Annotated in this window: 22 protein-coding genes and 1 tRNA gene; 5 read left to right on the top strand and 18 right to left on the bottom strand. The window is 34.1% G+C overall.

Annotated elements, in window-relative coordinates; all coding sequences use genetic code 11:
* Nucleotides 1-37: 37 nt before the first annotated feature.
* The 11 genes from yhbH to MHH45_RS13675 all read right to left on the bottom strand — a co-directional run bounded on the left by yhbH (nt 38) and on the right by MHH45_RS13675 (nt 12751).
* A complete protein-coding gene (gene yhbH / locus MHH45_RS13625; RefSeq protein ID WP_088094213.1) occupies nt 38-1213 on the bottom strand; it encodes a sporulation protein YhbH in 1176 nt (391 codons plus the stop codon).
* 688 nt (nt 1214-1901) lie between these two features.
* Nucleotides 1902-3797 (bottom strand): PrkA family serine protein kinase, encoded by a 1896-nt coding sequence (locus MHH45_RS13630; protein WP_088094214.1) that lies wholly within the window; start codon nt 3795-3797, stop codon nt 1902-1904.
* A gap of 403 nt (nt 3798-4200) precedes the next feature.
* Nucleotides 4201-4689 carry a tRNA (uridine(34)/cytosine(34)/5-carboxymethylaminomethyluridine(34)-2'-O)-methyltransferase TrmL gene (gene trmL, locus MHH45_RS13635; RefSeq protein WP_016113018.1) on the bottom strand — a complete coding sequence of 163 codons (489 nt, stop codon included), beginning with the start codon at nt 4687-4689 and terminating at the stop codon, nt 4201-4203.
* 58 nt (nt 4690-4747) lie between these two features.
* A complete protein-coding gene (locus tag MHH45_RS13640; RefSeq protein ID WP_088094215.1) occupies nt 4748-5635 on the bottom strand; it encodes an amidase domain-containing protein in 888 nt (295 codons plus the stop codon).
* 47 nt (nt 5636-5682) lie between these two features.
* Complete coding sequence (gene queG / locus MHH45_RS13645; protein ID WP_016113016.1) at nt 5683-6825, bottom strand: tRNA epoxyqueuosine(34) reductase QueG; 1143 nt, start codon at nt 6823-6825, stop codon at nt 5683-5685.
* 209 nt (nt 6826-7034) lie between these two features.
* Nucleotides 7035-7108: transfer RNA gene (locus tag MHH45_RS13650), tRNA-Gly, on the bottom strand.
* A gap of 111 nt (nt 7109-7219) precedes the next feature.
* Complete coding sequence (locus MHH45_RS13655; protein WP_140386070.1) at nt 7220-7873, bottom strand: DsbA family protein; 654 nt, start codon at nt 7871-7873, stop codon at nt 7220-7222.
* A gap of 191 nt (nt 7874-8064) precedes the next feature.
* Nucleotides 8065-8841: a transglycosylase domain-containing protein gene (locus tag MHH45_RS13660; RefSeq protein WP_016113014.1), complete on the bottom strand. Its 777-nt coding sequence runs from the start codon at nt 8839-8841 to the stop codon at nt 8065-8067.
* Nucleotides 8842-9476: 635 nt separating this feature from the next.
* Nucleotides 9477-10196 carry a YebC/PmpR family DNA-binding transcriptional regulator gene (locus MHH45_RS13665; RefSeq protein ID WP_016113013.1) on the bottom strand — a complete coding sequence of 240 codons (720 nt, stop codon included), beginning with the start codon at nt 10194-10196 and terminating at the stop codon, nt 9477-9479.
* An 837-nt stretch (nt 10197-11033) separates the two neighbouring features.
* Nucleotides 11034-11840: a C1 family peptidase gene (locus MHH45_RS13670; RefSeq protein WP_088094217.1), complete on the bottom strand. Its 807-nt coding sequence runs from the start codon at nt 11838-11840 to the stop codon at nt 11034-11036.
* 662 nt (nt 11841-12502) lie between these two features.
* On the bottom strand, nt 12503-12751 hold the full coding sequence (locus MHH45_RS13675; protein WP_088094218.1) for a winged helix-turn-helix domain-containing protein: 249 nt from the start codon (nt 12749-12751) through the stop codon (nt 12503-12505).
* 264 nt (nt 12752-13015) lie between these two features.
* Here MHH45_RS13675 and MHH45_RS13680 point away from each other — a divergent pair, with 264 nt between their 5' ends.
* From MHH45_RS13680 to MHH45_RS13690, 3 genes are all read left to right on the top strand, one after another.
* Nucleotides 13016-14110 carry a response regulator aspartate phosphatase gene (locus MHH45_RS13680; protein ID WP_088094219.1) on the top strand — a complete coding sequence of 365 codons (1095 nt, stop codon included), beginning with the start codon at nt 13016-13018 and terminating at the stop codon, nt 14108-14110.
* Complete coding sequence (locus MHH45_RS13685) at nt 14110-14421, top strand: Phr family secreted Rap phosphatase inhibitor (protein ID WP_088094220.1); 312 nt, start codon at nt 14110-14112, stop codon at nt 14419-14421. The genes MHH45_RS13680 and MHH45_RS13685 overlap by 1 nt, the downstream gene beginning before the upstream one ends.
* A gap of 78 nt (nt 14422-14499) precedes the next feature.
* A complete protein-coding gene (locus tag MHH45_RS13690) occupies nt 14500-15306 on the top strand; it encodes a hypothetical protein (protein ID WP_088094221.1) in 807 nt (268 codons plus the stop codon).
* Nucleotides 15307-15487: 181 nt separating this feature from the next.
* Here the strand turns inward: MHH45_RS13690 and MHH45_RS13695 are convergent, their stop codons facing one another.
* From MHH45_RS13695 to MHH45_RS13705, 3 genes are all read right to left on the bottom strand, one after another.
* Nucleotides 15488-15742, bottom strand: coding sequence for a hypothetical protein (locus MHH45_RS13695; RefSeq protein WP_088094222.1), 255 nt, complete (start codon nt 15740-15742; stop codon nt 15488-15490).
* A gap of 96 nt (nt 15743-15838) precedes the next feature.
* Nucleotides 15839-16198, bottom strand: a complete 360-nt coding sequence (locus MHH45_RS13700; RefSeq protein ID WP_002094682.1) for a hypothetical protein — start codon at nt 16196-16198, stop codon at nt 15839-15841.
* A gap of 121 nt (nt 16199-16319) precedes the next feature.
* Nucleotides 16320-16835: a hypothetical protein gene (locus MHH45_RS13705; protein ID WP_088094223.1), complete on the bottom strand. Its 516-nt coding sequence runs from the start codon at nt 16833-16835 to the stop codon at nt 16320-16322.
* Nucleotides 16836-18124: 1289 nt separating this feature from the next.
* On the opposite strand from MHH45_RS13705, the gene MHH45_RS13710 reads away from it, so the two are divergent.
* Nucleotides 18125-18745, top strand: coding sequence for a recombinase family protein (locus MHH45_RS13710; RefSeq protein ID WP_088094224.1), 621 nt, complete (start codon nt 18125-18127; stop codon nt 18743-18745).
* A gap of 330 nt (nt 18746-19075) precedes the next feature.
* On the opposite strand, the gene MHH45_RS13715 is transcribed toward MHH45_RS13710, so the two are convergent.
* From MHH45_RS13715 to MHH45_RS13725, 3 genes are all read right to left on the bottom strand, one after another.
* Nucleotides 19076-19564 (bottom strand): DUF3139 domain-containing protein, encoded by a 489-nt coding sequence (locus tag MHH45_RS13715; RefSeq protein WP_249922717.1) that lies wholly within the window; start codon nt 19562-19564, stop codon nt 19076-19078.
* A 46-nt stretch (nt 19565-19610) separates the two neighbouring features.
* Nucleotides 19611-19985 carry a phBC6A51 family helix-turn-helix protein gene (locus MHH45_RS13720; RefSeq protein ID WP_249922716.1) on the bottom strand — a complete coding sequence of 125 codons (375 nt, stop codon included), beginning with the start codon at nt 19983-19985 and terminating at the stop codon, nt 19611-19613.
* Nucleotides 19986-20137: 152 nt separating this feature from the next.
* Entirely contained in the window at nt 20138-20512 is a 375-nt protein-coding gene (locus tag MHH45_RS13725; protein WP_088094226.1) for an NUDIX domain-containing protein, read from the bottom strand.
* Nucleotides 20513-20584: 72 nt separating this feature from the next.
* Here MHH45_RS13725 and MHH45_RS13730 point away from each other — a divergent pair.
* A protein-coding gene (locus MHH45_RS13730) for an IS3 family transposase (RefSeq protein ID WP_088093830.1) occupies nt 20585-21714 on the top strand; the annotation gives its coding sequence in 2 pieces (ribosomal slippage) (nt 20585-20840 and nt 20840-21714; 1131 coding nt in all).
* On the opposite strand, the gene MHH45_RS13735 is transcribed toward MHH45_RS13730, so the two are convergent.
* On the bottom strand, nt 21711-21836 hold the full coding sequence (locus MHH45_RS13735; protein WP_283936153.1) for a hypothetical protein: 126 nt from the start codon (nt 21834-21836) through the stop codon (nt 21711-21713). The two genes, MHH45_RS13730 and MHH45_RS13735, sit on opposite strands and share 4 nt — an antisense overlap.
* Nucleotides 21837-21868: the final 32 nt, after the last annotated feature.

Genomic DNA, 21868 nt, shown 5'->3' on the forward strand with positions numbered 1-21868 from the left:
CCTCCTGATCTCCTATCTGCCTTTCAATAACTAATAGTTAGATGTACATTTCATTTTCTTTACAAAAAAACTTTTTGAGACAATTAAATACATCTCTCTTATTCTTCAATATATAATACCTAAACCTTTCATCAGTAATGTCTTTATAAACAGAAAAAAGGGTAGATGATGAACGATTGTACTGGTTTACTTCCCCATACCCAAACATATTACATACCTTCATCAATTCTTGCACAAGCTTCACACACCGAGCATTATCTGATGTTAAGTTATCTCCATCTGAAAAATGAAATGGATAAATATTATAGCGTTCCGGTGAATACTTGCCATCTATAAGCTCAAGTGCTTTTCTATAAACAGAGGAACAGATTGTTCCACCACTTTCTCCTTTTGAGAAAAACTCTTCTTCTGTCACGACCTTCGCTTCTGTGTGATGCGCAATAAACTCTATATCTACCGTTTCGTACTTTGTACGTAAGAATCTTGTCATCCAAAAGAAGAAGCTACGCGCCATATACTTTTCCCAAATCCCCATTGATCCGCTCGTATCCATCATTGCTAATACGACAGCTTTGGAATCTGGCTTCAACACTTCATTCCATGTTCGGAACTTCAAATCTTCTTGACGAATTGGATGAAAAGCAGGCTTTCCATTCATCGCATTTCGTTTATAAGCTGATATCATCGTCCGTTTTTTATCAATATTTCCCCATAATCCTGTTTTTCTAATGTCATTAAATTCAATATGTTCAATACGATTTTCATCCATTTCTTTCCGCTTTAAATTAGGCAGCTCTAGCTCTTTAAAAAATACTTGCTCTAATTCTAAAATTGATACTTCTGCTTCATAATAATCTTCTCCAGCTGTATCCCCTGCACCTTGCCCTTTTCCTGGTCCTTTTTGCTTTTGACCACCTGACCCATCTCTTGCAACCACATCGCCAACTTTACTATCACCAGTTCCTTGCCCAACATGTTTATTCTTATCGTAGTTATATCTAATTTTATATTCATCTAAAGACCGAATTGGTATTTTTACAACGTCCCTACCATTAGACATCACGATATTTTCTTCTGTCACAAGGTCTGGTAAGTTATTCTTAATTGCCTCTTGCACCTTTTCTTGATGGCGTTTTTGATCGTCATGTCCTTTGCGATGGAGGGACCAGTTTTCCTGTGAAATTGTATAATTTGGTTGATTTTCTTCGCCCATCTTTTTCCCTCCTTACTGTAATTTTCCTTATTTTCTCTAATAAACAGTAATATACGAATTTGAGGTTATGATGTAGCAACAAGAATCGTTAAAAAGTATCTGTTCATTAGAACTTACTTTTTCCATAATCATAAGGCACCCATAGCTTTTTTACGTATTGCTCCGAACTTCCTTAACAAAAACTTTGACATTCACTTTAAATTGAAATTTCTTTAGCTGATAAGAAAGAAACACAATTCATTGTTGCACACTTTTCCACTCTGCAACATATTGTATTGTGTTGGCTTTTTCTATATGAATGGTTGGTTACTCTATCATATGCGTATTGTAAAAATAATTGACAATAAATTCATGAAATTGCACCTTAATTTATTATGTTTGGACAAGTCCATACATAAAACGAGGCGTTCACTAGTAAAATCCCATTACTTCAATTAGATATATAAATTCACTTTAGTGTTTCGACATATAAGTCGCTCACGCGAAGAAGAAAAGGTGAATTCACTCGTTTTCTCTTTCTGTTCTTACTTGGCATGGGACAGGAAAAGGATTTGACCACTTCTATGCTTGGCTGAATCCTCGCTCCCAACTAAAAAGAATAGGGGTTATGGCGTTTTTTTAGCCTAAATTTACATAGATACAAAAACGCTGCCTCTGCTTTCATTAGAGACAGCGTTTTATTATCAAACTATCGATTCAACAAGCTACCTACATAGCGAAGTAATTCATTTGCTGATGAAGAATTATAGCCATGTTCATCGATTAAGCGTGCTACAACATCATTAATTTTCTTCAGCTGATTTTCATCTGGTGTTTTCGTGGATGTTGTAATTTTCACAATATCTTTCAAATCAGCAAATAATTTTTTCTGGATTGCTTCGCGAAGGCGTTCATGTGAGTTATAATCAAAACGTTTTCCTTTACGAGCATAAGCAGAAATGCGTATTAAAATTTCTTCTCGGAACGCTTTCTTTGCATTTTCTGAAATACCAATTTGCTCTTCAATAGAACGCATCAGCTTTTCATCTGGACTCATTTCTTCACCTGTTAATGGATCACGTAATTTTGATTTATTGCAATATGCCTCAACGTTATCTAAGTAATTATCCATAAGCGTCTTAGCTGATTCTTCATACGAATACACGAATGCTTTTTGTACTTCTTTCTTGGCAATTTCATCGTACTCTTTCCGTGCTAATGAAATGAAATTCATATAGCGCTCCCGATCTTCATTACTAATAGATGGATGTTGATCTAACCCATCTTTTAATGAACGTAACACATCAAGCGCATTAATCGATGGTACTTCTTTTCTAATAATAGTAGAAGAAATACGGTTAATGACATAACGCGGATCAATACCACTCATACCTTCATCCTGATATTCACGCTGCAATTCCTCTACATCAATTGCATTGTAACCTTCTACCATTTCTCCGTCATACAAACGCATCTTTTTGATTAAATCAATATCCGGGCGCTTCGGATCCTTCAAGCGTGTTAAAATCGTGAACATTGCTGCGACGCGAAGTGTGTGCGGCGCAATGTGTACATTGGCAACATCGCTTTCATGAATCATCTTTTCATAAATATGTTCTTCTTCACTCACCCGTAAATTATATGGAACCGGCATTACAATAATCCTTGAATGTAACGCCTCATTCTTCTTGTTAGAAATAAAGGAGCGATACTCTGTTTCATTCGTATGGGCTACAATTAATTCATCTGCTGAAATAAGTGCAAATCTCCCCGCTTTGAAATTCCCCTCTTGTGTAAGAGATAATAGATGCCATAAAAATTTCTCATCACATTTTAACATCTCTTGAAATTCCATCATACCACGGTTTGCTTTATTTAACTCTCCATCAAAACGGTATGCACGTGGATCTGACTCTGAACCATATTCTGCAATTGTAGAAAAATCAATACTCCCTGTTAAATCTGCAATATCCTGTGATTTTGGATCTGAAGGACTAAATGTACCAATTCCTGTCCGGCGATCTTCCGAGAAGAAAATACGTTCTACAATTACATCTTCAATTCTTCCTCCATATTCTTTTTCTAAACGCATCACATTTAATGGTGACAAATTCCCTTCAATTCTTACACCATACTCACCGTAAAAATCATCACGTAAATGATGTGGTATTAGGTGAAGAGGATCTTCATGCATTGGGCAACCTTTTATCGCAAAAACGGCTCCGCGATCTGTACGCGAGTATGTCTCTAATCCTCGTTTTAACATAGTAACTAACGTTGATTTCCCACCACTAACTGGCCCCATTAATAATAAAATACGTTTTCTAACATCTAAACGTTTCGCAGACGGATGAAAATATTCTTCTACAAGACGCTCTAATGCTTCTTCTAATCCAAATAGCCGATTGCTAAAAAAATTATATTTTTTTCTACCCTCTACTTCTTCAATGCCAGCATCTTTAATCATATTGTAAATGCGAGAGTGTGCAGTTTGAGCCACCCATGGTCGTTCTTTAACAAGCTCCAAATATTCCGCAAACGTACCTTCCCATTGTAAACGTTCTTCTGCTTCTCGATGCTGTTCAATTTTCTTTAGAATATCCATTATAGCTCCTCCCCCATCTCCTTGTTCAATCGGATTATTATAAAAGGTATGCGAGGATGTCCTTAAACATTCTTTAAATCAAAATGAAATCTTCTACAAACATTATAAATTTCATCCCAAAGTTAAAAGAAAATTCGGTATAATAAAAATACCGGGGAACTTGTTCTCCATTCTTACAGGATATATCTTCTTTACTTCCATAGAATCTACATAAACTTCAGATCAAAATTATTTTAAATAAAATATGAAGAAGGAGGTCCCACATGAAATTATTATTAATTTTAGGTGTCTCACTTACATTTCTTACTGCAATTTTCACTTCAGGATATAATGATAAACCAGGTACAAACAAAAAGTGATGGGCCTAAGCCCATCACTTTTTGTTTGCTATTACATTTAAATTTTAATATACAATCTCTAAATCTAAACCTGGATAATTTTGTTGGCGGAATGCCTCATAAATTAAAAGCGCTGCTGTATTGGATAAATTTAAAGAACGCACTTTGTCAGTCATTGGAATACGTAAACAATGATCGAAGTTTTCTTCAATTACGTTTGCTGGCAATCCGTTTGTTTCTCTTCCAAATACAAAATAATAATCTTTCTCTACCTTACTATAATCAAACGCTGTATGTGCTTTTTCACCATACTTTGTTAAATAGAAAAATTCACCGTCTTTATTTTTTTCATAAAACTCTTCAATCGAATCATAATACGTAATTTTTACGTGCTGCCAATAATCTAGGCCGGCACGTTTTAACATTTTATCATCCGTTGAAAATCCTAATGGCCTAATTAAATGTAATTCTGTCCCAGTAGCTGCACAAGTACGTGCAATATTCCCTGTATTTGCTGGAATCTCTGGTTGATATAAAACAACATGTACTCCCACGTTATAGTCACCTCAATCTTTTGTCTACTACGTATTATACCACTTGAGTGAAAAATCTCTACCCATTAATAATATGAAAAAATTTATATTTCATTTGCGGCGTATATTTGCTGGAATCTTCATAATTCCAATAACGCATACGACTATTAGCAGAATGAGCATTTACAAGCGGCATACCGTCCGCATCTTTTGCTACAACTATCGTTGTATGATTCCATCTACCATCATCTTCAAAATCATAGACAATTACATCACCCAGTAGAAGATCTCCTGGACTTTCTACCGCTTTAGCACGTAGTCCTGTTGTAGCCCCTGATAAATACCAATAAAATGAATGAGCAACTGCCCAGCTCCAGCTCCACTGATTCTCCCTTTGCCACCATCCTTTACGAATGTTAGGATACCCAGTCATTGGTGTTTCACCAATATGCAGACACTGTGAAATGAAATTCGTACAATTATCAGGAAAATTACGATACGCCGGGTTTCGATCATCCCACCAACGCTCCGCATATTTGACAGCTTCTAAGCGATTATATTGATACGAATCATACTTTCCTTTCGTTATCTCACGCTCTAACATTTCCCCTTGGACCTTTTCTTCTTTCACTGTAATATCTTTATCTTCTACAATACGCCCATCTTTCAGATAAACACGCCGTTCTAATTGTTCTTCTTCCATGTAGAATAATTCATGATGATGAACTAAATATTTCAAATGAACTTGATAATCTACTTCTTGATATTGCTTACTATTCCATTGTCTTATAAAAGATACGTCTGCTGTTGCCTTTACAACCTCAGCATCACGTTTTTGAAACAAATTTCTTTTTCGCTGTAATACTTGTAGTAAATCAGCAGGAATCTTATCGACACCTACACGTTTATTTGTAATATACGCTAAAAATTGTTGCATCTGTTGTTCAAGCTGTTTCTTTACCAACATAGGCCTCTCCCCCCCATATTACACAATATGAAAAAAAGAGGTATTATCTACTGTTTTTTCTCAGCTAACATTTCAAGACCACGATTCATTTCATGAAGAACTTCTTCATCCTTTTCACGTTCCATCGCCTTTTCAATCGCTTCTCCTACACCTTCACCACCGATTTTCCCTAGAGCCCATGCTGCTGTCCCACGAATTACGGGTCTTGGATCATCTTTCATAACACTAATTAAATCCGGAGTTGCTGTGGTTTCCTTGAAATGAGCAAGGGCTAAAATTGCATTTCGTTGCAATGGTTTTTTCCCGCGCCATGACCCCGACATAATACCGTATTTTTCTTTGAAATCTCGGTTACTTATCGTTAATAATGGCGTTAACAGTGGTTTCACAAGCTCTGGATCGGGTTCCATTTCTGGATGATTATGAAAATCCTTCCCTCTGTTCTTTGGACAAACTGTTTGGCACGTATCACATCCGTAAATACGGTTTCCAATTTTATCCCGATATTCTTCTGGAAGAAATCCTTTTGTTTGTGTTAAAAAAGCAATACATTTTTTTGAATCTAATTGTCCTCCTTGTACAAGTGCACCAGTTGGACAAATATCAATACACTTTGTACAGCTTCCGCACTGGTCTTCTATTGGTTGATCCGGCGGGAATGGTACATTCGTAATCATTTCTCCTAAATACACATAAGAGCCAAATTCTGGCGTAATAATGGAACAGTTTTTACCACTCCATCCAATACCAGCACGCTCTGAAACAGCACGATCACTCAATTCTCCCGTATCTACCATTGATTTCACTTCTATATCAGGAAGCTTCTCAATTAAATACGCCTCTAATTTTTGCAAGCGATCCCGCAAAACAAGATGATAATCTTGTCCCCAAGATGCCCGGCAAAAAATACCACGTCTTTCTCCTCGTTTACTTAACGGTGCATTTTTCAACTTTGATGGATACGCTAATGCAATTGCAATAATTGATTTTGCTCCCGGCAATAGTAACTGTGGATTTGTTCTTTTTTCAATATCAGGTTCTTCAAAACCAGACTGATAATTTAATTGTTGCTGCTGAATTAAACGCTGTTTTAATTCTTCAAATGGTGAGGCACTCGCAAAGCCTATTTTATCTATTCCAATTGTTTTACTATACGCTATAACATCTTGCTTTAATTGCTCAAAATTCATGCTTTGCCTCCTTCTACGATGAATACATATCCTCATCAAACAAGTAATCACCTACTGATGGTTAGCAATCCACTTCGTAATCATAGTCCTTAATTCTATTTTCGCATAAAATCTTCATTTCCAAACATTAAAAAACGCAATGCCTCGTTTATCCTAGAAACGAAACACTGCGTTGATCACAATTTATTATGAGAATATGAAATAATATCTGGAGCGGGTGAAGAGAATCGAACTCTCGACCAGAGCTTGGAAGGCTCTTGTTTTACCACTAAACTACACCCGCAAATATGAAAAAACATAAGATATTGAAATAACTTATGTAAAATAGTATAGCATGTAATAAAAGCCCAAGCAAGAATTTTATCGAAAAAAGTCGAAAAGTGATGAATAATCATCACTTTTTCAATTCTTTATCGATTGCCTTTTTCATACTATCATAATCAGGATTTGAAAGATTCCCATTTACATATACTGAAGGAGCACCTTGTACTTTTAATTTTTGTGCACGATCGTAATCCTTACGTACTTTGTCTTGGGTTTCTTTGCTATGTAAATCTTTTTTAAACTGTTCTATATTAACTTTCGGAAGTTTTTCCTTCACTATATTAAGAAGCAGTTCTTCTGTAATCCATTCTTCAGTATCTTTCTTCTGAATTTGATAAATTTCATCATAAAATGTCCAGAAAGATTCTGAGTCTTGTTTATAAATCGCTTCACCAGCCGCTGCACCTAAATTAGAATCTTTTCCAACAAACGGAAAATTAATGGAATAAAACTGGACTTTCCCTTTATTAATATACTCCTCTTTTAAACGAGGTAATACTGTCGTATCCCAAGTTCGACAAGCTGGACATTTAAAATCCCCAAATTCAACAACCTTAACGGGTGCATCTTCCTTACCTAAAGATTGCTGCGTGGAATAAGCAAACATTTCATTCCCTTTATCTTTTTTGTCATTTATGATACTGTACGCAACTGTTCCAATTACAATTAACACTGCAATAGAAAAAACAATACCAAGAGCCATGATTTTATTTGATGATTTCATATACATTCCTCTTTAAATTCATATTCTGTATACATTGTTGTACACATTACACATGATATCAATACTTTTATACATCATGCAATGAACACGCTCACATAATTTCCGAAAACACAACAAATGTGTCAATATTGTGTCTCTTCTTTGGCAGTCTTATTCAAAAAAAAGTGAAGTTCCCCTATGGAACTTCACTTTTAACTTACCGCTTTTTCACGAGCTACTTTTTGCAATGAATGCTGAGTTAAAATGTCATGACGAATTACTAATTTTTCACTAATTGCTTGCACATATTCATCATGACTAATATATCCTTCTCGTTCCATTAATTTCAAAACAACATTTCGTCTTTCTACTGCTTTGTCATAATTTTGAGCAGGAGAATAATAAGCAGGAGCTTTCACAACAGCAGCCATCATTGCACTCTCACTTAATGTTAATTGATTTACCGTTTTGCCAAAGTATAGCTTGGATGCTTTTTCAATCCCCCATGCACCTTCTCCGTAATAAATATTGCTTACATATAATTTCAAAATCTCACCTTTAGTAAATGTTCGCTCAATTTTTTTTGTATAAAAAACTTCTTTCCATTTACGAGAAAATGTACGTTCATTAGATAAAAAAGCATTTTTGGAAAGCTGCTGTGTAATTGTACTTCCGCCCTGTACAATACCACCAGCTTTTATATTTTCAATAGAAGCTCGAACAATTGCTATATAGTCTAAGCCGTTATGGTGATAAAACCTTTTATCTTCTGTCGCAATAAATGCGTGAGCCAGAGATTCTGGTACCTCTAATTTAGCAGGTACATGTAGCTTACTAATATCACTTCTTTCAATCATTACATTTCCTATGAATAATAATGTACAACTAAGTAGTAATAATAAAATAATAGCTTTATAAAGAAACTTTGTAATTGGATTGAATGAAACTTTTTGATGATAGTTAACTTTAGATAGTACTCGTTCTTTCATTATGCACACCTCTTTTCCTTACAACCATATAATCTTTACATTAAGAATACTGTTTCTCAAAGCAATCCCCAATTGATTTCTCTTACACTTACCTTACAATGTTGTAAGCTATAAAATACATATTCTAGCAGAAAAAGTAGCAAACTTCTATATACATTCAACTTAAAAAATGACATAATCCTCTTCTTTTTAGTTGGGAGAGAGAATCTGATCATGTATAGAAGCGGTCAGTACTTTTTTTATCCCCATGTCACGTGCAAACAAAGAGAGTTTGTTTGCATAGCCGCGACTTATATATTTGGAAATCAAAATGGATATATATATTCAGATGAATCGCTTTAAAAATCACATATCCATCCTTCTTCTATTATATCACCTGGCATATTTTCAGATTTAGCTGGTTCCCCCCTAAAATTTTTCTACAGCATTTCTAAAGAAATTAATACAATAATACAATTTGAGCAATATAAACATATTACCAAACAAACGTTCCTGTAATCAATATGTATTTACTATATATATCCTACTACCTTACCTAGTTTCACCGATTACACATCATACTAGACACTTTTACTTACATAATATAAGAAAAGAGACCTTCTGTTATAAATAACAAAAGGTCTCTTTTTTATATATTATTCACCTAAATCAACATTGTGGTACACTTGTTGAACATCTTCTAAATCTTCCAATGCATCAATCATTTTTTCAAATTGTACTTGTGCATCTTCTGGAAGTGTTAAATCATTTTGTGCAAGCATTGTTAGCTCAGCAACTGTAAATTCAGTAATACCAGCATCCTTAAGCGCTGCTTGTACCGAATGGAACTGATCAGGTTCAGCATAAACGATAACTGCTTCCTCTTCTTCTAGAATATCACGCGCGTCTACATCTGCTTCCATTAATATTTCAAGCACTTCATCTGCTGTTTTTCCTTCAAGCCCAATAACAGCAGTCGCATCAAACATATATGCTACTGATCCATTCACACCCATGTTACCGCTATTTTTACTAAATGCAGCGCGTACATCTGCTGCAGTACGATTCACGTTATTTGTAAGTGTATCTACAATTACCATTGATCCGTTTGGTCCAAATCCTTCATAACGAAGTTCGTCATAGTTTTCTTCTGAACCACCTTTTGCTTTTTCAATTGCACGGTCAATAATTGTTTTTGGTACACTGTACGTCTTTGCACGCTCTAATACCACTTTTAAAGCTTGGTTTGATTCTGGATCTGGTTCACCCTGTTTTGCCGCTACATAAATCTCACGTCCAAATTTAGCGTATACGCGGCTTGTATTTGCATCTTTTGATGCTTTTTTTTCTTTAATATTATTCCATTTACGGCCCATACTGTTCCACTCTCTTTCACGTTTAAATCTACATAAAAATATTAATATGAAATACAATGTTTATTCAACACTTTTTCAAAATAAATACAAAAAGTTCATTATTGATTCGCATTACTGACATAATATAAATCAATATAATTTTGTTCATTCACCAAATTATATTATACCTTAAATTCATAATTCATTACGAATTTAACACTCAAATAACATGATTTGACAATGTACATGAAAAAAGCCTCCTAAAATGGAAGCCTACTTTTACAACCCATTATTTTGGTTCTGAAAGGTCTCCAGATTTCGTTAATAATCTAGCAATTCATCTCCAAATTTATTTAATACAAAGTGCGTTTCCTCATAATGCGCATGATTTGGTTCATCGGACTCTCGGACTCACTGCCGATTACGATGCACGGTTTTAATGCGTGGTGCGAACGGTGAGAATTGCTCGTAGTGTTAACTTTTGTTCAGTTAGTACCGATAATGGAATGACTGATACTATAAGAGGTTTTCTTTGTGTTTATAGCAATACGTAAATAAGACCGCCTCTTTTACAAGAACGGTCGTACAAAAAACATTTGCTGGAGGTTGCTACGAATAGCTTAAGATATTTTCTTTAGTTATTGTGGACAAGAATTTTTACGTTTATTCGCAAAAAAAGCAGGCAACTGATTAAGTCCCCCGTTACGTTCTTACACGACACGGAGGAGAGATTGCCCCGTTTTGAAAGAGTGAAGCCGAAGGGAAGTCGGCTTGCAGATAGTATACGCAATACAAAAAAAGATTATTCAAAGAGGAGGAATTAGAATAATCTTTTTATCCTCCTTCCTTATTCTGAAATTAACGTCCGGTCCACATATCCTGTACAATTCCGTTTTTGAATAATTCATATGGAAAATAACAATACCCTTCATCTCCCCATTCTGTCCCCCAGCTGTTTCGAATAATCACAACTTTTTTATCATCATCATACCCAACAGCACATACAGCATGTCCTGCTGGGTGTCCATCTTCTATAATTACATCATCAGTTCCTGAGATAGGTACGATTCCAGTATTTCTTACCTCATCAGAGTGATAAAAGGCATTTGTAACTAGAAAACCAAGAACTACTGGAAGTCCATGCGCCAGTGCAGATTTTAATCGTGGTAAATCTTGCACACGACTATATTGCCCAATCCGATAAAGTAATGCATCATTTTCCGATTTCGAGGATGGTGTATCACGAAAATGCTCTATTTGGTAAGGGTAATCTTTCTCAGGACAGACTCCCAGCTTTTCAAGTACACTCATCCCATCTCGCAAAATAGCTCCATTATCGTTTTGAATGTCTCCCTCTATTTCTCGTTCATGATAATATAGATATAAGCGTGATAATAGAACAAATGGGCGTCCCGATTGTTTTAAGAGATACTCACGTAATCCGGATACAATAGCGTTTGCTGTACAAGAACCAAGTTGACCTTGCTGTACAACATCTGACATTCGCTCTCGAAGATCCACTTGAGTTGGAAGATCCTCCTCATTACTAAAAAGATAACTTTGAAACATTTTATCTCGTAAATCGATAGGGTCTTTCCTTACATTTAGGTATTTAACAATATCCTTATTACTAGTAAGGCTAAGAATTGATTCTTTTGAATTCATATTTAAACATTCGTCCTTTCCTTATAGACAAAGTCATTCAATATATATCCTTAACATATACATTGGAAAATATGTATCCTATAAAAGAGAGTCTTGGTTATACTTTGACTTCCTCGTATAAAAAAAGACGAGTAAAGCCAACGAGAATGGTGGTCACTTACGATAATTAAACGCGGGGCTCCGTAGGATTCTCTACTGTGAACAACAGATAATTCGCGATCATTTAACACGTTCCTTCGTCTTACCACAACTACGCCTCCACACTCAACGTAAACGATTTGCTCGCACGATTCGAGTTAATATAGTCATCTAAGAATTCAACGTCTATAAACACAAAAAAAGCACTCCTTACCGAAGTAAGAAGCGCTTAATATGTACGATATAATCAATCCGAAGACAAATAAAAAAGACGATTACTCGTCTTTTTGATACCGATGGTCGGGGTCGAACCGACACTCCCGAAGGAACACGATTTTGAGTCGGTTTTTTCCGTTATATCATTATTTATTATCATTTTTCACAGTCATATTAAGTAATTCTACAGTTAATTGCAGGGTGTTACAGTTAGCCTGTTCACACGACTACTATATACTTTACAGTATAGTTCTAGCAGGCGAGATTTTCAATATATTTTTTCTACTATTATATAACCACTCTTCTCCTTATATATCTGTTTCTAATGTAAGTTGATAAGTGTTGGAAGCTTTCCCTTGTCCTACCGTAACAGACAGTAGCCCCTGTTCTTTCAGTCCTTTTATTGCCTTTGATGTTGTATTACGATTAGCCCTTAAATAGTCCTGTAACTGGTTATAAGATAACTTTACTGGTGCTTTATCAGCTTCTAATTCTTTCATGATATATAGTAACAATAGTTCTGTTTTATCTAAGTTAGTCCGTTTAAAAAACCCCATTAACAACTCTTCCCTTTCCTTTTTCCCATAAATTATAATTAATTGTAAAGTATATTAATAAATTACAGTATTTATGGTACAAATTAATTACTATAAAATCAACAAAAAAATCAAAACCTCTTAACACTTTATCTTCTTCCTTCTTTTAATTTACTCAAGTAAATATTCAAACAAATGTTGAGAAATATTGAAATTCAATTTCTATTATATTTTATTCTTGCTATCATTATTTATAAGAATATTCAAAAAAGGAGAGGGGATTTCATGAACATTCAAATGAAGGGGAATGAACAAATTTCAAAGCTACTAAATGACTGGTATCAGGCTATACTACAGCACCAAGTAGAAAAAGCAAAACCATTTAAACAAGAGATTGAGGACAAACTTTCCAATAAACAGGAAGACGAAAATTTATTATTATATTATTCATTATTAAACTTCAGATATAAAGTACTGGCAGATGGACTTAACATTACAAAAGATAGTTTTAATGAAATTAACTCCTTTGATATACCTGATAACAGCTTTCTATCCTATTATTATCACTTCTTCAAAGCAATTCACAGCACCATTCTTGCAGACTACAATGAAGCAAAAGAACATTTTGAGAAAGCTGAAAAATTTTTAATGTATGTACCTAATGAATTAGAGAAAGCTGAATTTAATTATCGTTTAGCTTCATTTTACTATCAAATCTATAAACCGCTTTTAGCTATTGACCACATACGAGTAGCAAAAGATATATTTTCTAAACATGCGGGCTATGAAATCAATGTAGCTTTATGTGATAACATTTTTGGGTTATCTTGTATAGATTTAAGACAATTTGAACAAGCCGAAGAAAACTTTAACGCCGCCATAGATATTCTAAAAAATAAAAATGAAAGAACATTGTTACTACGTGTTAGAAATAACATCGGACTATTGTATGCAAATCAAAATCTGTCTTCTTTAGCAATTCGTCACTTATCAGAAGTTACGGAAAACATACCAAATCATTTTAAAGCCCTATATTTACAAGCAGATGAAAATTTAAAATTAGGTGAAACAGAAATTGCATCTCAACTCATTGAAAAAGGTTTAACTATCTGCAATGAATTAGGGAATAAGGAATATCAATACCGTTTTACAATTCTAAGAGAAATGAACAACACATCTAACACTACAGAGTTAGAAACTGCTGTATTAGCAGGAGTTTCATACTTTAAAAAAGAAGAATTATGGGATTGTATTGAAGAATATGCAGAACGACTAGCGAATAAATTTTATGCAGAGGAAAATCATGCGAAGGCTAGTAAATATTTCTACATTAGTAATGAAGCAAGAAAAAAACTATTAGCTAAAGGGGCGTTAAAGTAATGAAAAAGATTGGATTAACAATAACAGGATTAGCGTTAGCTGGAATTATGACTTTTAGTGTTAACAACATTCCAGGATTTTCGGCATTAAACAAAGGTGACACACCCGCACCACAAAGACCTGATTTAGCATTAAATATAGGTGATACTCCTTCACCTGCCGATAATAGAGGTGATGGTGGTTCATCATCTTACGCAGATGGAAATACTAGTATTGTAAGTAATGAAGCTGATGGCGACACTGGTGCATCTGCCTATGACCACGGAAGACCGCCTGCACCTACAAACACACACGGCGAAACAATAATTTAATTAAGTAAAAAGAACGTTACCCTTAAAAGTGCGTTCTTTTTTATCGAAATTTAACCTTGAAAGGACTGAACAACGAAAATGTTTGACGGACTAACAATAGAGACAATAGGCAAGTTTTCACCTGCATTCACTACAATTATAACCACCTTACTTATACCAGCTGTATTATATAGTTTTAATCAAGTTTTAATAGCGGCAACAACTAAGGAAATTGATAAATTGTATTTAAATAAAGCCGCACAAGTAAAATTGAATTTTTGGAATGTGGTTTTATCTACATTGTTAGGTGCTTTTTTATATCTATTTGCTGCTGTGTTTTTTAACTTTGGAGTATATGATAACCTTAATAAAACTTGGAGTAACAGCGAAAAAGTTTGGTACATCGGAGGAACTTTAATTATTAGTGTTATTCTATTATTTGTACTATATTTTCTGTTTTTGTTTTCCCTGCATAAAAACAAGAGGTTTAATATTGTTCTTAAGGTTTTAATTTTCCTTCAAACCATAAGTAGTGTAATTATTTTTTCCTATCTCATTACTACTCAAATTTTTAGGAAGTGGAATTATGAGATGATACCTTCCATAATACTTCTTATTTTAATTTTTGCATGTATACAAACCACAATGAATAACCTTACAAGAAATAAGAAACCTTCACAATATATTATTAATATAGTAGCCGAAGAAAAGTTAGAAAGTTTAATCCACGGTTATGCACTCGATGAAAAAAGAACAGTGTGTTTTGTAGAAGGTATAAAACCCGATGAAGTTTTTTATGTATGTGATTTTTCATCAAAGGTTTTTGTAAAGCATACAAAAAAATCTGAAGAACATGTGACTGCTAATCAAACAACGCCTATTGCCACTAACAGCACTACTTTGTAAACAACATATTTCCTCTCACTAAAGAGTACTTCCAAATTTTCAATAAACAAAAAAGGGTACAAGCCGTTAAGCCTGTACCCCGTTTTATTTATTTTCGTTTTACACATTTCAGTATTTTATTTGTTTATTCTACTACAAATTCCTTTAAAGACCATTGAGTATATAATTTTTCGACTTCTTCTTATAAATAAATACCTTTTTCATTAAAAACCTCCCATAGAAGCCACTGTTCATCAGCTTCTTTTTCATTTTCTTTATGTGCGGCTACCAATATCATAAATTCTCTGAAGTGCTTCTCGGCTTGTTTAAAACATTTATTAGCTTCTTCTTTCAAACTTTCTATAAACTCTAATTTTAGAACTTGTACAGATTTCCCGTTAATTAATTCAAATAGTCCTTCTTCCTTTTCTTCCCATTCAATTTTGTTAAACTCCATTTTTAAGTACCCCATTTCATTTTGTTTGTTATAAATAGGTAGTACCGTATTGTCACTAAATTAGGACAAACAAAAAAGACACCCGTTAAGGTGTCGTTAATTTAAAAGTGTCTTTGCTTCTGCACATAGCCCTGCGTCAATAAGAGTAAGGAACTTATCTATTAATTGATTCTTATGTGATTCAGGTGCTTGTTCAAGAAGTTCTATCATACTCTTATACGCATTGCATACTTCCGTAAGTGTATATAAAACTTCTTCAGCATTCATACCCACCTTTTGTGCTTCTTCTACTATATCGTCCACATAAAAAGAAGGGTCTTTGTCCTCCATTTCATATAACATATCAGCTAATGAATCCCTGTCTAGTACTGTTTCATTATCAAGATTGTAAACGGGGAAATTAAAAGCTGCTGCTACTCGTTCTTGAATTAAGGTAACTATAATCTTGTTTATCATGTAATAACCTCCCCTTTTTATTTTCCATAAGGCTGTTTTCGAAAAGATTGTTGCTTCTAGTTTGGCTATCTTCTTCAACTAAAGCCCCGTTAGTTCAATAAGAAAAAATTATCTGTGATTATTAAAGTGGCCCACCTTCAAAACCAATAGGCCATCCATCGTCTTTAAATTTTACTTTATACTGAAACTCAAAGGGACCTTCATAAATAAAAGCTAAACTAAACCCTGAAAATATATAATCGTCAAAATTAACCATCTTTCCAAAACATATTGTGGATAGATAGTAGTTCTTCATTTCTTGATTAGGGAAAAATTTCTGTAAATATTTTAATGCACAGCTTATATGTAGATGGAGTTCATCGAATATTTTTTCTGCCATTTCGATAATCTCCACATCAGGATTTTCATTATTCCCTTGAATAATAATCCCCACATCTTCCCATTCTCCGATATTAATACTGTATAACCACTGTTCTTGAATGAGATACTTCTCATTTTCGTATACAGGGGGATTAACTAGGTTTAATTTTTTTACCTCATCTTTAGTTAACGGTTTAGCAAGAATAAGCTTTTTATGCAAAATGTCTTTGATATTAGAGACAATATATTTAGATTTATTTAATTCTAAAGAGTCCATTTTCCACCTCATAAAGTATAAAATAAAGTAAATTTCCAATTAATTATAACATCATCCTTCTTCAACTATCCTGCACCGTTAGTTGAATAGCAACAATCTTTTCGAAAACAGCCTTCCATAATTATCTTTTCTTTGTATTCCTCTTTTAAATTCATTTACTTTTTCTTATGCTTTATTCAATTTTTCAATATGTTATAAAAAGTCATCCGCTTTTTTCTTATGACTTTTCATTCATTATATCCCTTGTTTTTAATTTAATGGTAGTAAGATGAAAATATCCTAGCTAAAGAAGCAATTACATTTTCCCAAACATCCGCCATTCCGAGGTAATCAAAATTACCAAAAATGTTGTATGATTTTTTAAAAGAGTCGCTAAAAGCGAAATACAAAAAACTTGAACCACTCTTCCTCATTACTATAAATCTTTATTAATCTCTACTAGCAACTGTTAATAATTTAGAGAAGACTGCTAAGACGGCATAAAAATAGACGTACAGCAATTCGACCCTTGCCGTACGTCTTTCCGTTCATTATGCCGATAGGACTTTTTTAGATTTAACGGCATGAGGTGAACAGTGCTAACGCTTAAAGAAGTAGCAATTTTATTATATCCAATATGCAAAATACTTACCAGTCCAAGTTTCCCAACCGATTTCTATATGTATAAAGCACAAGACAGGCACATATAGAGGGCGGCGTCCCCCTGTGTACCCCTTCCTTCAAAATAAAAGAAATATATTAATCATTAGCATTCAACCTAACGTATCTAACATCTTCATACATTGGCTTCAGTGTTATTTCATGTTTACTTTATTCTTATTATCATGCTTATACATTGCCTTGCACTATGTGTGTCTACTTGTATGCCTATGCCTGACTATAGTACTAACTTTGTGCCTTGTGTAACATACCTATTGTCTACTGTTGTCCTTCTTCCTCCTACCTTGTTTATCCTTCCTGTGCCACTATGTGTGTGTATCAAGTACTACGGCTTTACGATACTGATAGTATGGGAATTTTATCATTGCCTACCACACATATGTATATGATTAATTTCCCTACTGTATAGGTAGGGTACTTAACTAGCCTAGCATAATAGCCCGTCACTCCTGTAACGAAAGGTATACTTACCGCACACTTTTTTCTGACAATTATAATCCTAGTAAATACAGGACTTTCTTTAAAAGAAAAGTGTAACGAAAGGTTGTAACGAAAATAAAACAGTGTTACTATAGGTGTAACGAAATAAATACATAGTAATTACGTTACACTTTAGGGGGCTATAAAAAATGGATAAGTTAACACAATCTGAAGAAAAACAAGGTACTGTATACGGCTACGCCCGTGTTTCTACAGCAGGACAAAACTTAACTACACAACGCCAATTATTAAGACAGTACGATGAAAATATTAAATTAGTAGAAGATAAATCTACAGGTAAGAATACGAAACGTGAAGGACTACAAAAATTAATAAATACGTTACAGGCTGGGGACACCCTTGTAATTACCCGTATTGATAGAATAGCCCGTAATGTAAAAGATTTACTCACATTAGCGGAACAGCTAGAAGAAATGGGGATAAACCTTGTTATTTTGGATTTAAAGGGGGATAGGGTTAACACATCTACTACTATGGGGAAATTTATGTTAACCGTATTAGGGGCTGTTGCTGAAATGGAAGTAAATATGTTAGATGAAAAGCGTAAAGCTGGTATGTTGGCAGCAAAAGAAGCTGGTAAACACATTGGAAGAAAACCTGATTTAGATATAAACAATGCAAGTGTACAAGAAGCTATCCGCAAGTATAAAAAAGGCACACTTCCAGTAACACTAATTTGCGAACAGCATAATATTAACCGTATGAAATTCTATAGATTGCTTAAAAGGCATGGAATTACTAAGGACTAGGTGACAATAGTGACAAATATTATAGCCCCTCTATTTTTGTGTAGGACGGTTTTCTCGTGTTTCAGTAGTACTTTAATTACTAATACCTTATTAATACCTTTGTTCAGTTATTTTAAGAAGACAGGAACACATATTGTGATTATCCTACTTATCACAGGGGACGTAAAATGCCCCTAACACGAATAGCAGCAAGCCTTCAGTCACCTATAATTCCTGTGAAAAAATTATCAATCTTCACAATAAACGGTGTACGCAAGCAGTTTTAATTTAATAATTTCAGCTGTTATCCTTACTTTATTTGTCAATAAACAATTACTTTTCATAGAATACTTAATATTTTTCAGTACAAATAGTTTCCATGTGCTTTCTTTTTTCTGTAAATGTCACTTCATATGCTTGTGCACTTTCACTATAGTATTCACAATGTTGTTGGATTTTTCCTGAATCTCTCCATTGAATATATAAATACTCTCCTTTTGGTTCATCTTTAAATACAACATACGCTACAGTTCCTTTAATCCTATCCGTATTCCTTTTCATATCATACTTTGATTCGATGGACATAATATCAACTTCCTTGTATCCCTTTTCTATAAGATATTTTTTAGTGTCCTTTACCATTAAATACTTACTAATAGGATTACCATGCAATACAAAATAAAAGATAATTGGAATAATAACGATAATAATAATCAAAGTAATTCCAATATTTTTTTCATTTACTGCCCCTCTTCTATATTTGATTTTACACTTCAGTAAATATATTCCACTATTAATAATTGCATTCCTTTTTGTGTTTCCATTAATGCTTTTATACATAACCAATAAAAAAATGCCCTTTCCATTAAAGGAAAAAGCATTTTCATTACAGTATATTCAATTCTTCCAGTAATTCAGCTTCTGATTTTTCTTCTTTTACTACTGCACTAACTTCCTGCTTATCTACCAATAAGCCATATGTTTTTAACAGTAACTCAAGATATTTAACATGGCTGCGTGTATTCCCGTCTAATGCCTTCTTACGTAAAATATCTAATGTTTCAACTAAATACTCACCATGAACAGATAACGCCAACTGTTGCTTATAGTCTATAAACTCCTTATTCTTCTTCCAATTTGTAATGGTATTAAAATGTACTCCTACTTCTTCAGCAATACTTCTTAATGTTCGTTCTGGCTGATATACCCTTAATTCTACTGCTTGTTTTTGTTTATCACTTAATGGCATTGTTTTCCTCATAAATAAACCTCCCAATGTATGTTTCTTTCCATTTAAATAAAAGACTTTGTTAAACTTTGGTTTTGATTTTAATCAAAGAAAAAAGACCGAAATGAGTCAGTCTTTTTGTATGCCTTATTAAACTAAGCACCCTTTAGTAGAACAAGAAGAAATTAGCTTCTGTTTGAATCATCAATGTCTGAGTTTAATGAACTCTCCCACCAAGCATCTTTTTTCCCATTTAAGTAATTATTAATTAGATTCCTGAACGGATAAGGTTGTAAATTTCTATCATCTAAATCTTTTCTATCACACCAGAAGAACTCAAGGTGTGATTCAATAGACTCTGGATTAGAATTTATAAGCACCTCATTACTTTTAACCTCAAACACTTGATTTATTTCACAATGTAATACTCCGCCTTTCTCCCATTTGTGTTCAACTACTCCAAGAAAACTCCCTACTGTACAATTTATGCCTAATTCTTCTTCAACCTCTCTTATTAATGCATCTTTAGCACTTTCGCCAAATTCTATATGACCTTGGATAGGCTACACTGAACTAGACAAAAAAATTAAGGTCAAGTAGACTACAACTAATATATTTGAGGAGAATCTACTATGACGAACAATAAAAGAGAAAGAAGAACCTTTACAGCGGAATTTAAGCACCAAATGGTTCAACTGTATCAGAATGGTAAACCAAGGAAAGACATCATTAAGGAATATGGATTAACACCATCATCATTGGATCGATGGATCAATCAAAATCATACGTCTGGCTCGTTTAAAGAGAAAGATAATAAGACCGCTGAACAACTAGAGTTGGAAGCGTTGAGAAAACAAAACAAACAACTTCTTATGGAAAATGATATTTTAAAGCAAGCAGCGCTGATACTAGGACGAAAGTAAAAGTAGTGAAGAATAACCTACATAAATACTCAATATCAGCAATGTGCAATGTCCTACAATTATCAAGAGCAACGTATTATTATGAAGCCAAACAAGCACAAGATACAGTAGATGAATTGTCACCACTCGTGAAAGAAATCTTCCGAGAGAGCCGTCAGAACTATGGAACACGAAAGATAAAAGTAGAACTAAAAAAGGTAGGATATGTGATTTCACGTCGCCGTATTGGGCGAATCATGCAGAACCAAGGTTTAGTATCGAACTATACGATTGCACAATTTAAGCCGAAGAGAGTTAGCTGTAACGAAGAAAACATTTCAAACGAACTCAATCGTCAGTTCAACCAACAAGAAGAGCTGGCTGTAGTCGTAAGTGATTTAACATACGTCCGTGTGAACAAAAAGTGGAATTACGTATGTTTATTAGTCGATCTCTTTAATCGAGAAATCATAGGCCATAGCGCAGGCCAAAAGAAAGATGCCGAGCTTGTTTCACAAGCTTTCGCAACGGTGAAAACAAACTTAAATCGGATTACCTTATTTCATACAGATCGAGGAAATGAGTTCAAAAACAAGCTGATCCATGACACGTTAGAGACCTTCAAAATCCAGCGTTCATTAAGTGCGAAAGGCTGTCCATATGATAATGCGGTAGCGGAAGCAACCTACAAAATCTTTAAAACAGAGTTCGTTCGCGATCGTCATTTCACAAGTTTAGAAGAATTGATTTTAGAATTGAACGACTACGTAAACTGGTTTAACAATGTTAGAATCCATGGCACATTAGGCTATTTGAGCCCTGTTCAGTACAGGCAGGAGCACCTTAAAAAAATTGTCTAGTTTCGTGTTGACACACCACCTCCTGGTAAAAAAGTGTTTGTATATCCTCTAGCTTGTGCAAGCAATATTTTATTATCTTTTAAAAAGACTCCTCTTACTAAATGGTGAAATGGTTTTTGCAAAATATATTCCCTCCAACTCATAATTTATTATG

The organism is Bacillus sp. FSL K6-0042 (assembly GCF_038006685.1).
GTDB classification, from domain to species: domain Bacteria; phylum Bacillota; class Bacilli; order Bacillales; family Bacillaceae_G; genus Bacillus_A; species Bacillus_A pseudomycoides.